Raw genomic sequence first — 12,187 nt, forward strand, 5'->3', positions numbered from 1 at the left:
CCCACCCCCCACCTCCCCAGCCCCCAACGACGAGGAGCTGATCGTCGATGACCGGTTTCGCCAGACGCACCTTCATGCAGGGCACCGCGGCGGTCGGAGCGGCCACCCAGCTGCCGTGGCTGCTCGCCCCCCAGGCCGCCGCGGCCGACAGCGAGGACGCCCCCACCGCCAGCCCCGCTCCGGTCCGCTGGCTGGAGACACCCCCCGCGGAGAACGTGGGCAGCACCTGGGGAGTGTCCTGGCCGAAGGGAGCGCTGCCCGCCGACCAGTCCTTCTCCCTCCGCACCACCGGCGGCGACCAGGTCCCGGTGCAGACCTGGCCCATCGGCTACTGGCCGGACGGTTCGCTGAAGTGGTCGGCCTGCGCGATCGGCGCTGACACCCCCGCCGCCGAGGAGTACGTCCTCGAACCCGGCACCGGCCTCACTCCCCGCACGAAGGTGCGGGTCACCGAACGCGCCGACCACATCATGGTCGACACCGGGGTCCTGCGCTGCCGGATCAACCGCTCCGGCTCCACCCTCATCGCCTCCCTGAGCCGAGGGGGACGGGAGATCGCGCGTGGCGGGGAACTGGTCTGCCAGTGGCAGGACAACGTCGAGGACGCCGAGGACGGCGGCACCCGCCGGGCCCGGTTCGTCAGCGACATCGACACCGTCGAGGTGGAGCAGGACGGCCCGCTGCGGGCGGTCGTGCGGATCACCGGCACCCACCGCAGCCAGCGAGGCCGCGAATGGCTCCCCTTCACCGTCCGCCTCTACCTCTACGCCGGTGCCGAACACGTCCGGTTGATGCACAGCTTCGTCCTCGACTCCGACGGCTCCTCCGACTTCATCCGCGCCCTGGGCATCCGGTTCCGCGTGGTGATGCGCGACCAGCCGCACGACCGGCACGTGCGCTTCGTCGGCGACGGGCACGGCCTGCTCTCCGAGGCGGTGCGGGGACTGACCGGACTGCGCAGGGACCCCGGCCAGCAGGTGCGGGACGCGCAGGTGGCCGGACGGGCCACCCCGCCCGTCGACACCTTCCCCGACAACGTGCGGACCCGGCTGCACCTCATCCCGACCTGGGGGGACTTCACCCTCAGCCAGCTCACCTCCGAGGGCTTCCAGATCCGCAAACGCACCAGCCCCGGGCACGCCTGGATCAGCGTCGACTCCGGGCACCGGGCCGCCGGGTTCGGGTACGTCGGCGGAGCCAGCGGCGGACTCGGCTTCGGCATGCGCGACTTCTGGCAGAAGTGCCCCACCCAGCTCGACGTCAGGGGAGCCGCCCGCGACGAGGCGGAGGTGACGGTCTGGCTGTGGTCCCCCGACGCCCCACCCATGGACGTGCGCTTCTACCACGACGGCCTCGGCATGGACGACTACCCGGAGCAACGCGAGGGCCTGGAGATCACCTACGAGGACTACGAACCGGGGTTCGGCACCGCCGAAGGCATCGCCAGGACCAGCGAACTGATGTTCTGGGCCCTGGAGGCCACCCCCGAGGCGGAACGCCTGGTGGCGATGGCCGACACCGTCCGCACTCCCCCGCAGCTGGTGACCACCCCCGAACACCACCACCGGGCCGGGGTGTTCGGCGACTGGGCCCCCGTGGACCGGTCCACCCCGGAACGCGCCGAGATCGAGGACCGGCTCGACTTCCTCTTCGAGTTCCACCGCGACCAGGTCGACCAGCACCACTGGTACGGGTTCTGGGACTACGGCGACATCATGCACACCTACGACGGGGACCGGCACACCTGGCGGTACGACGTCGGCGGGTACGCCTGGGCCAACTCCGAACTCTCCCCGGACCTGTGGCTCTGGTACTCCTACCTGCGCAGCGGCCGGGCCGACATCTTCCGGATGGCCGAGGCGATGACCCGGCACACCGGGGAGACCGACGTCTACCACTCCGGCCCCTACGCCGGGCTCGGCACCCGCCACAACGTGCAGCACTGGGGGTGCAGCGCCAAGCAGGTGCGGATCAGCACCGTCGCCTACCGGCGCTTCTACTACTTCCTCACCGCCGACGAACGCGTCGGCGACCTCATGCGGGAGCTCGTCGACGCCGACCGGACCTTCCTGACCCTCGACCCGATCCGCAAGATCCGCGAGGGCGAGTACTCCCCCGACCCGAACGCCCTGGCCATCGGCCTGGGCACCGACTGGGGAGCGCTGGCCGCGGCCTGGCTGGCCGAGTGGGAACGGGGCGGCGACGAGACCTACCGGGACAAACTGCTGACCAGCATGCGCACCATCGGGGAGCTCTCCCAGGGCTTCTTCACCGACGACGTCCGCTACGACATGGACACCGGCGCCTACAGCTCGGTGTCCGACGTGGCCGGCGCCTCCCACCTCAGCGCCGTGCACGGCCTCACCGAGATCTGCTCCGAACTGGTGAACCTCGTGCCGGAGGAGACCGGGTTCGCCGAAGCCTGGCTGCGGTACTGCCGCTTGTACAACGCCTCCCGGGAGGAGCAGGAAGCCGAACTGGGACGGCACCTGGGGAACCTCAACCTGCGGCAGGCCCACTGCCGGCTCACCGCGTACGCGGCGGCCAAGCTCGGGGACGCGGACCTCGCCCAACGCGCGAAGGACGAGTTCTACCAGGGCGAGGCCGGCTACCCCCGGAACCTGACCTGGGAACGGCGCCGGGTGGAGGGGCCCTCCGCGCTGAACCCGGTGGACGAGACCGACTTCGTGTCCACCAACGCCAGCGCCCAGTACGGCCTGGCCGCCATCCAGACCCTGGCCCTGGTCCCCGACAGGTTCTGATCACCCCACCCGAACGCTGGTCGTGGGGTGTCCCCGGGCCGTCCCGGGGACACCCCGCGCGGGCGGGCGACGGAACCGGTCCGCCCACCGCCACCCGCCGCTTCACCGCCGCACGGCCACCCGGCCCGGCGAGGTGGGGCGGGCGGTCACCGCACCCGTCCCACTCCCCCGACACCGTCGCGGCGCCCGGCACGCCGCCCCGCCCCCGGCCCCGCCGGGTAAGGACGGGTAAGGACCCCGAACCCACCGGACCGTGGGCGGTTGCCCGATGTGCCGGCCCCCTCCTTACCCCCACTCTCGACGGTGGAGAAAGGGAGGTCGTCACATGTGGGAACCGATCGACGTGCGGTGGCAGGAAGTCAGGGAGATCCAGCGGGACCGCCGCGCCGAAGGCACCTGGTACCGGGCGCGGCCGCGACCCGGCCACCGCCGGCACACCCCCGAGACCCTCGACCAGACGGAACGCCCCGGCAGGGCGGCCGGCACCGGAACGGCCGCCCTCCCCGGATCGACCCCGTGGTGGGCGCGCGGCGCCCGCCGCGCCCGGCCCGGCGCGGAGTGCGCGTGAGCCGGACCAACGGCGGAACCGGGTCCGCCGACGTGCTGCTGATCCGCGGAGCCGCGCTGACCCTCCTCACCGAGGACGGGACCACGGAACACCCAGCCCCCAACCCGGCGCCCGAACGCGTGGCGGATGGGGTGACGACCGCCGGCGGCACCCCCCGGTCACCGCTGCGACTCATGGGATCATTCAACGTGTCTTTCGGACCGGTGACTCCGTTGGTCGCGCGCGTCGACGAACTCGCCACCCTCCGTTCCGCCTGGCGCTCCGCCCAACTGGGGGAGGCCGGGGCCGTACTCCTGGGCGGGGAGGCGGGGGTCGGCAAATCCCGGCTGCTGGCCGAGCTGGCCGCGATCGCCAACGCCGACGACGCGGTGGTCCTGAGCGGCCGCTGCCTCGACCTGGACAGGGCCGGGCTGCCCTACCTGCCCTTCGCCGAGGCGCTGGGCCGGATCGTGTCCGGAACGGGCGAACACCCGGCGGTCACCAGCCGCCGCGCCGAACTCGGCAGGCTCCTGCCCGGCCTCGACGGCACCCACGACACCGCCGGCTCCGGTGACGGACCGCCGGAACGGCTCCGGCTCTTCGACGCCGTCCACGGCCTGCTGGCCGACCTCGCCGACGACCGTCCCGTGCTGCTCGCACTGGAGGACCTGCACTGGGCCGACGCCTCGACCCGGGACCTCGTGCGGTTCCTCGTCTCCCGACTCGGACACCAACGCCTGCTGGTGGTGGCCACCTACCGCACCGACGACCTCCACCGCCAACACCCGCTGCGACCGGTGATCGGCGAACTGTCCCGACTGCCCTCCGTGCTCCGCATGTCGCTGCGCCCGTTCACACCGGACGAAACGCTCGACTTCGTGCGCGCCCTGACCGATGACCAGCTCCCCGAGGCGGTCACCAGGGGAATCGCGAGCAGGTCGGAGGGCAACGCGTTCTTCTGCGAGGAACTGGCGGAGGCTTGCCAGGAACGCGGCTCGCTCGACAGCGGGCTCCCCGCGGTCCTGAGCGACCTGCTGCTCACCCGGGTGGAACGGCTGAGCGGCGACGCGCAGCGCGTCGTCCGCGCCGCCGCGTGCGGCGAGGGCCTCGCCACCTCCCACGCCGCCCTGGTGGCGGCGTCCGGCCTGGAGGACAGCGCCGCCGAGGACGCGCTGTACGAGGCGGTGCGCCAGCACGTGCTGGTCGCGACCACCGGCGACTCCTACACCTTCCGCCACGCGCTCGTCCGCGAGGCCGTCTACGCCGACCTGCTCCCCGGCGAGCGGGTCCGGCTCCACCAGGGTTTCGCCAGGGTGGCGGCGAGCCAGGGCACGACCACCGCACTGGCCTACCACGCCCGGCAGAGCAACGACCTGCCGGTGGCCCTCGCCGCGTCCACGACCGCCGCCCGCGACGTGCGGCGGATGGGCGCCCCCGGCGAGGCACTGCACCACCTGGAACAGGCCCTCCAGCTCTGGGACCGCGTGGCGGAACCGGAACGGGTCAGCGGAACCAGCCACCTCGCCCTGCTCCGGGAGACCGCGGCCACCGCCGAGAACGCCGGCGAGCTCGAACGGGCGGCGGCGCACGCCCGCTCCGCCGTCCGAGTCGCCGACAGCACCACCGAACCAGAGACCCGCGCCGCCACCCGGGTCGAGCTGGCATCCCGGCTCATCCCCCTGGAGGTGCACGCCTCCGAGATCAGCACCGTGCTGGCCCAGGCATGGGACCTCCTGGAACACCGGGTCGCGAGCCCGGAGCGAGCCGCCGTCCTCGCCCTGATGGCGCGGAGCTGGGTGTGGCTCCGCGAGGACGACCTCGACATCCCGACGCTCCGACGGCACGCGGAGGACGCGATCGTCGACGCGGAGGCCGTGGGCGCCGAGCAGGTGGCGATCGACGCCATGGTCACCCTGGCCGTGTTCGCCTCCATGGAACAGCAGGTGTCCCGGTCGCTGGCGCTCGGCCTGGCCGCCGCCGAACGGGCCGCCGCCATCGGCGCCCACCAGGTCGAACTCCGGGCCAGGAAGAACCACGCCATCCACCTCAGCTGGCTGGGGCACTACGCGGAGGGACTGGAGGCGCTGAAGGCGATCACCCGGCGCAGCGAGGAGATCGGCGTGCTCTGGGGCGGGGTGACCCTGGACTGCTACCAGGACCTCGTCCTGATCTCGACGTGGACCGGCGACTGGGACGACGCGCTGGCCATCGCCGACCTCAGCGACCGCACACCCCCCGCGCTGTTCCAGCAACGGCTCGACGCCGTCACCCTGCCGATCCTCTCCGCCCTGGGGCGGTACGACACGTTCGAACGGCTGGCCGCCCGGCTCGACCGGGACAGCACCGAATCCGTCACCCGGTTCCTCGTCCAGTACGCCAGAGCGTGGCACCTCCACTCCGTCGGCCAACACCACGAGGCCCTCGACCGCGCCCAGCAGGCGTTGAACTGGATCCTCCGCATCGAACGGATGCACGCCAGCAACGCGGTCGGCTGCCTCCGGCTCGGCTTGTCCTCCTGCGCGGACCTCACCGAGGAGGCGCGCCGGGCCGGCGACGCCACCACGCTCCGCGAAACCAGGGCCCTCGCCGACAGGTTCGTGGCCCAGGTGCGGGAGATCTGCGGGGAACGCCCCGACCGCCACTGGGTCTTTCCGGAGTCGGGCGCGCACAGCACCCAGACCGAGGGGAGGTGGGCCGAGGCGGAGTACGGCCGGCTCCTGGGGCGGAACGACCCCGAGGCCTGGCGGGACGCCCTCGTGCACTGCGAGGGACTGCGGGCCTGGGAGATGAACATTCGGTTCGGCCTCGCCCAGGCGCTGGCAGGGCGAGGCGACCGGACGGGCGCCGACCAGGAGTCCGCCACCGCGCTCGTCCTCGCCGACGAGCTCGGCGCCGCCCCGCTCCGCGCCCGCATCGAACACTTCCGCGGCCAGGCCCGGCTGGCGACGTCCCGTGGGGAGCCCCACACACCCGAACCGCAACCCCACCCCACCGCCAGGGTGACCGTCGACCCCCTCACCCCCCGGGAACGTTCCGCGCTGGAACTGGCGGCCGCCGGGCTGACCAACCGCCAGATCGGCGAGGACCTGCACATCAGTCCCAAAACGGTGAGCGTGCACCTGTCGCGGGTCATGGCCAAGTTGGGGGCGTCCAGCCGCACCGAGGCGGTCGCCCGCGCCTACGAACGCGGGCTGCTGACCATCGAGAGCTGAGCCCGGGGCACCCAGCCGACCCACGCGAGCCGGGTGGGGCCGCACCCGGCCCCACCTCCCGTGCGTACGGCGCCGCGCCCTCCGGACGCCGACCGCTGACCAACGTTCATCCCGTCGTGAGACCGGATGGACCTCCGCCTGTGGGTCCTCAAGCCCGTCAACGGGGGCGGCAGTACGTGCACGCGGGCGGTTGGACCGCGACGGCGACACCGGGCCCCGTCAGGTCCCCACGACCGCGTTCCCTCGAACATGCCAACCGCCCGCTGGGTCGTCTCGGCACGGTCCTCGTCGTCCCCACCAGGCGAAGCGCGGCGGCGATACCGCGTCACCGGCGCCGTCCCCGAGCGCACCCGCCACCCCTGTCCTCCCGGTCGTCGGCATGTCGGACTCCTTGCGGTGCCGGACGGAGGGGGCCGCCATACCGGGTAGTCGACTGGGCCGTCCGGGCGCTTCCCCCCAGCACCGGCACGGGCGGGGCAACCTCCCCGCCCGCTCCCACCGTCCCCCCAGCACTCCCCTTCCGTGCCGGGTTCCTCGACCTCGGCCGAGGAAAGGACATCGACATGACGTCACGAGCCGTCAGAGCCGTGGTGACGACCTCCGCGCTGCTGGCACTCGCGGGATGCGCGACGACCGAGGTCTCGTCGACCAGCGGGCCGCCGCACCCCGCTGAGTCCGACACCCACCCGCGGCCCCTCGTCGGCTCCGGCGCGCCCAGCGCCGAGGACCGGCCAGCCGACGCGGACACGCACTACCACCCCGCCCAGGACCAGGTCGGTGACCTCGAAGCCGCCCTCGTCGCCCAGGAACCCGACCGCTTCGGAGGAACCTGGATCGACGGGTACGAGCCGGAGTTCCGCGTCGTCGTCGCGCTCACCGAGGTCGAGCCACGCCCCACCGCGCTGGACGACTTCCCCGAGCTCGTCGAACACGTCACCCTCACCCAGGTCGAGTTCGCGGCCCTGGAACTCGAGGGAGCCATGGCCCGCGCCGAGGAGGCGTTGACCGGAGCGGGCGTGCTCGGCGGCATCGGGGTGCGCCCCCTGGAGAACCGGGTCGTGGTCGAGGTCGCGCCGACGGACGTCGACGAGGCCGAACGAGCGGTGTCGGGCATCGCCGGCGTCACCGTCACCGGGGTGGCCGACCTGCCCGAACGGTATCCGCACCTCGGGGTGGACGAGACGACACCGGACGAGCCGACCGGGGGCGGCTGACCGTGGCCACCCGACGGGCGGAGGAGCACCGCCGGCTGGCGGTACTCGTCGCCTCGGCGACCGCCCTGCTGGGCACGGGTTGCGGACCGGCGGCCGCTCCCCCGGCCGCCGACTGGCCGCACTTCGACTCCCTGTCGCGGCTCCGCGCGGCCGCCGACGTGGTCGTCGAGGGACGCCTGCTCTCCACGTCCCGGCAGCGGATCGCCGTCGCCCTGGCCTCCGCCAGCGAGCGGGACGGTCGAGAACCGGCGGCCGTCATCTCGTACACCGCCCACGAACTCGAAGTCGAACGGGTCGTCGGGGGTGACCGGACCATCGGCGACACGGTGTGGGTCGGGCAACCCTCGGACGTCGGCTCCGCGCGCATGGTCGTGGGCGGCACCTACCTCCTGTTCGCTGAGCTTTCGCGGGACGACCTGCCGTTGTCCCTCATCAGCCCCGTCCACGGGGTGTACCGCAGCGTCGGCGGCGGGGCCTTCGAACCGGTCCACCACGCGAACCCGCTCCGCTTCGGTGAGGACGACCTGGCCGCCCTCGGATAGCCACCCAGTCACCGCTACCGCCGACGTCACGGCCGCCCCGCACCAGGGGCCGCCGCACGTGCGGACCGGCCAGGCAAGGCTCGGCCGGTCACCCAGCGCGAGCCCCCTGCCCGAACGAGGGACCGCTGGTGCGCCACGGCGAAATGTCCGCTACGACACGCTGGCAGGATGAACCGATGTGAGCGAGGGCGGACATCACGGAGAAAACCGGCAGCGGAGGACCTGGGCCGCACCGGGGCGCCGCCCCCACTGGACGCTGCTCGGCCTCAGCCTGGTCGGTTTCCTCGTCTGGATGCTCGTCGTGCAGGCGGCGATGCCGGTGTGGCTCGACCAGGCCGCCGCCTGCGCCGCACGGTTCGACATCGACACCACGAGGGTCGTCGTCAGAACCACCCTGCTCCCCCCTCGCGCGACCTGCACCTTCCACGAGGTCCCCGGGGCGGCCGCGCCCGTGGTCACCGAGTACATCTCCCCGAGCCTGGCGCTGGTCCTCACCGTGATGCTGCCCCTTCCCGCCGCCAGCGGGGTGGCCGGCCTGCTCCTGCTCGCGCGGCGCCTGCTCACCCTGGGACGGACGGCGCGCGGCCCCGACCGGGGCGCCCCGGCCCCCGAGCAGCCGCCGTCTCCGGAAGCCGGTCCGCCCCGGCGCACGTCCCACCTGGTGGGCGCCGCACTGCTCGGCGTGGTGGCCGGCACCTTCGGCGCCTCGGTCACGATGCTGTCCGTGGTCTTCGGGAGCTGGCCGGCGAGCATCGCCTCCTACGGGGCGATCGTGCTCGCCGTGGTCGTCGCGGCGACCGCGATGGACGCCGCATTCGGCCCGCGCCAGGGCGGCCGCCGAGAGTCCCGGCGCCGAGGTCTCATCCTGGGCGGGTTGGGCTGCGCCGTCGTCCTGGCGCTCTGCCTGCGGCAGAAACTCGACGGCGACGGCATGGGCGAGGACGGGCACGGATGGATCCCTCTCGTCTCCACCGTCGTGTTCGTCCTCGTCGCGGCGGTCCAGTGGCGCCTCGCGGACCGAGGACGCTGAAACACCGCCCACCTCCTGCCTCAACCCGTCCTGACGCGTTCCTGCTCCCTTCGGAGCAGGAGCACCGATTCACTCCTGCGGCGACATTCCCCTTGATAGCGTTGATCAGCGCGGTGGAGCCGGGCCGGGCCCGGACCACGAGGACGACCGGGGAGGCAACGTGCACATCGAGAGCGACAGCGGCGGCACCGGACCCGCGGTTCCCTCGACGGCGAAGATGACGGGCAGCATCGCCGCTTTCGGCGCGGCAGCCGCGGCGGGCAAGGTCTCGATCGACCCCGAGAGTGCCGAGAGCATGGCGTCCAAGATCGACGCCATCGCCGAACGAGCTGTGAAACGGTTGGACAAGTTCCGCTTCCTGCAGCAGGACGTTCGTCTCGGTTCCAGTCCAGTGGCGTTGACAATGGCCGAGCAAGATCGAGTGACGGCGGCCGGAACGCCCACCTCGGCCAGGGAGAACCTCGTGCTCTACATCCAGGCACTGAAGGACCTCGCCGCCGCCATCCGCGCCTCCGCCCGCGACACCCAACAACGGGACACCGACAACGCCACCGAGCTCACCAACACCGGAGAACACCTCACATGACCCGTCGGACACCCCCGCACCGCCACACCCCAGCACTCGCGGGCATCACCCTCCTCACCGTCCTGACGGGCTGCACCACCGAAACCACCGGACAAGCCCACACCCCCACCACACCCACCATCAACACCACCACAGCCGACACACCCACCAGTCCCGACAACTCGACCTTCACCGAGGAACTGGCCAACCTCCTCCCCTGCGAAGTACTCGACGACAACCAAATCACCGACCTCGGATTCGACCTCACCACCGCCCAGTTCGACGACGTGGGCATCCTCTACGCGTGCCGTTATCGCACGGCACCCGGAGAAACACCACTGATGTCCATCGGTCTCGACGCCGACTGGGCACTGGACGAACTCAACCTGACCAACTACGACTCCACGGACCACCAGGTCGGACCACTCCGCGCACTCCTCATCACCAACGACACCGACCCGAACATGTGCCAGATCTCCATGGAGCTCGGTGAGACCGCCCACGCCACCGTTAGGGTCAGCTGGGCCGAATCACAGGAGGCCGCCTGCGAAGCCGCCGAGCGGGTCGCCGCCGTGGTCGAACCCGAACTCCCCCGCGAGCAGGGCTGAGCTCCGAGATCCCGCCACCCCTCCGCCCGCCCTGCCCGGGAACGGTGCTGACGTCGGGTTCCGTCGTCACCGTGGGGGCGCACCGTCGTGGTCCGGCTGGGCGGACGTCACGGTGGCGGCCTTCGTGGCGAACGTGGCCGCCGAGGAGAGGGGACCGAGGGAGGAGGGGCGTTCCGTGTCAGCTCGCGGGGCTCGTACCACGCACTCGACGCTCCGCGTCGGCCCAGGCGGCCCTGGTGGCGGCGGAGCGGTCCGGCTCGTACCGGCGAAGCGGCTGGGTCCGGCTGACCAGGGCGCGCATCTCCGGCAGGCCGGCCAGCTCATCCCGCCCGGCGGCCCTGGCCTGGACGAGGAGGTTTCCCAGGGCGGTGGCCTCCACCGGCCCGGCCACCACGGGGATTCCGCAGGCGTCGGCGGTGAGTTGGCAGAGCAGTTCGTTGCGGCAGCCGCCGCCCACGAGGTGGAGCACGTCGACCTCGCGGTCGGCCAGCTCGCAGGCGGTCCGGAGGGTGCGCGCGTAGGCCAACGCCAGGCTTTCCAGCACGCAGCGCGTGAGTGCGGCAGGGGTGTCCGGCACCGGTTGCCCGGAGCGGCGGCAGACGTCGGTGATGCGGGCGGGCATGTCCCCGGGGGCGAGGAACACCGGGTCGTCCGGGTCCAGCACGGACCGGAACGGTTGTGCTCGGCCGGCCTCGGCGAGCAGCAGCTCGATGTCGTGGTCCTGCCCGGCGAGCCGCCAGGCCCGCATGGACTCCTGGAGCAGCCAGAGACCCATCACGTTCCGCAGGTAGCGGACCGTGCCGTCCACACCGAGCTCGTTGGTGAAGTTCGCCTGCCGGCTGCCGTCGCTGAGGACGGGCCGGTCGAGTTCGAGTCCGACGAGGGACCAGGTCCCGCAGGAGACGTACCCGAACCGTTCGGTGGTGGCGGGGACGGCGACCACGGCGGAGGCCGTGTCGTGGGAGCCGACGGTGACGACCGGGAGCCCCGGGGGCAGGCCGTGGTGGGCGGCCACCTCGTCGTGGACGGCGCCGAGGGGAAGTCCGGGTTCCCGCACCGGGGGCAACAGACGGGGCGGGATCCTCGCGGCGTCCGCCAGTTCGGGCGACCACCGGCGGGCTCGGACGTCGAACAGCTGGGTGGTGGAGGCGTTGGTGACCTCGGCGACGCGTTCACCGGTGAGCCAGTAGCCCAGCAGGTCGGGGATGAGCAGGAGCGTCTCGGCGTGGTCGAGCTGGGCTCGTCCGATCCTCGACCGCAGTTGGACGAGGGTGTTGATCGGCATGAACTGGATGCCGGTGATCTCGTAGATCCGTTCGGCGGGGACGTCGTCGAGCAGTTCGGGCAGGACGTCGGCGGTCCTGGCATCCCGGTAGTGGAAGGGGGTGCCCAGCAGGGCTCCCTCGGCGTCGAGCAGGCCGTAGTCCACGGCCCAGGAGTCGATCCCGACGCTGGACAACGGTGCCCCGTCGAGCTGGGCCGCGGCCGAGAGCCCGCCCAGCATCCGCTGGTAGAGGCCGAGGACGTCCCAGTGCAGGCGGGACACCCCGGAGCCGTCCACCGTGCGGACGGGCTCGTTGGGGAACCGGGCCGCCTCGGTGACGGAGAGCTCACCAGCGCCGATCCTGCCCAGCAGGACCCGTCCGCTGGACGCGCCCAGGTCCACGGCGGCGCAGTGCACGGCTCCGCCCGTTGTCCGGTCGCTGG

The 12,187-nt window shown here is 72.5% G+C and carries 9 protein-coding genes; 8 read left to right on the plus strand and 1 reads right to left on the minus strand.

The genetic code is table 11. The annotated features are described in order from the left end of the window. Window positions 1-47: 47 nt before the first annotated feature. The 8 genes from ACTIDRAF_RS0225460 to ACTIDRAF_RS0225495 all read left to right on the plus strand — a co-directional run bounded on the left by ACTIDRAF_RS0225460 (window position 48) and on the right by ACTIDRAF_RS0225495 (window position 10,480). On the plus strand, window positions 48-2,762 hold the full coding sequence (locus ACTIDRAF_RS0225460; protein ID WP_016701470.1) for an exo-rhamnogalacturonan lyase family protein: 2,715 nt from the start codon (window positions 48-50) through the stop codon (window positions 2,760-2,762). A 325-nt stretch (window positions 2,763-3,087) separates the two neighbouring features. Continuing rightward, window positions 3,088-3,330, plus strand: a complete 243-nt coding sequence (locus tag ACTIDRAF_RS0225465) for a hypothetical protein (RefSeq protein WP_016701471.1) — start codon at window positions 3,088-3,090, stop codon at window positions 3,328-3,330. Next, the gene (locus ACTIDRAF_RS0225470; RefSeq protein WP_245533641.1) at window positions 3,327-6,521 is read left to right on the plus strand and encodes a helix-turn-helix transcriptional regulator; all 3,195 of its coding nucleotides are present in this window, start codon (window positions 3,327-3,329) and stop codon (window positions 6,519-6,521) included. Before ACTIDRAF_RS0225465 ends, ACTIDRAF_RS0225470 begins: the two co-directional genes overlap by 4 nt. A 563-nt stretch (window positions 6,522-7,084) precedes the next feature. Continuing rightward, window positions 7,085-7,735, plus strand: a complete 651-nt coding sequence (locus tag ACTIDRAF_RS0225475) for a hypothetical protein (protein WP_157163278.1) — start codon at window positions 7,085-7,087, stop codon at window positions 7,733-7,735. Between the two features lie 2 nt (window positions 7,736-7,737). Further along, a complete protein-coding gene (locus ACTIDRAF_RS0225480) occupies window positions 7,738-8,277 on the plus strand; it encodes a hypothetical protein (RefSeq protein WP_016701475.1) in 540 nt (179 codons plus the stop codon). Window positions 8,278-8,455: 178 nt separating this feature from the next. Beyond that, window positions 8,456-9,307: a hypothetical protein gene (locus ACTIDRAF_RS0225485; protein ID WP_016701476.1), complete on the plus strand. Its 852-nt coding sequence runs from the start codon at window positions 8,456-8,458 to the stop codon at window positions 9,305-9,307. A 160-nt stretch (window positions 9,308-9,467) separates the two neighbouring features. Beyond that, on the plus strand, window positions 9,468-9,893 hold the full coding sequence (locus tag ACTIDRAF_RS0225490; protein ID WP_016701477.1) for a hypothetical protein: 426 nt from the start codon (window positions 9,468-9,470) through the stop codon (window positions 9,891-9,893). Next, a complete protein-coding gene (locus tag ACTIDRAF_RS0225495; RefSeq protein ID WP_016701478.1) occupies window positions 9,890-10,480 on the plus strand; it encodes a DUF3558 domain-containing protein in 591 nt (196 codons plus the stop codon). Before ACTIDRAF_RS0225490 ends, ACTIDRAF_RS0225495 begins: the two co-directional genes overlap by 4 nt. Before the next feature lie 178 nt (window positions 10,481-10,658). Here ACTIDRAF_RS0225495 and ACTIDRAF_RS0225500 read toward each other — a convergent pair whose 3' ends face one another. Further along, window positions 10,659-12,161 carry a rhamnulokinase gene (locus ACTIDRAF_RS0225500; RefSeq protein ID WP_016701479.1) on the minus strand — a complete coding sequence of 501 codons (1,503 nt, stop codon included), beginning with the start codon at window positions 12,159-12,161 and terminating at the stop codon, window positions 10,659-10,661. Window positions 12,162-12,187: the final 26 nt, after the last annotated feature.

This window comes from Actinoalloteichus spitiensis RMV-1378 (assembly GCF_000239155.1).
Lineage (GTDB): Bacteria > Actinomycetota > Actinomycetes > Mycobacteriales > Pseudonocardiaceae > Actinoalloteichus_B > Actinoalloteichus_B spitiensis.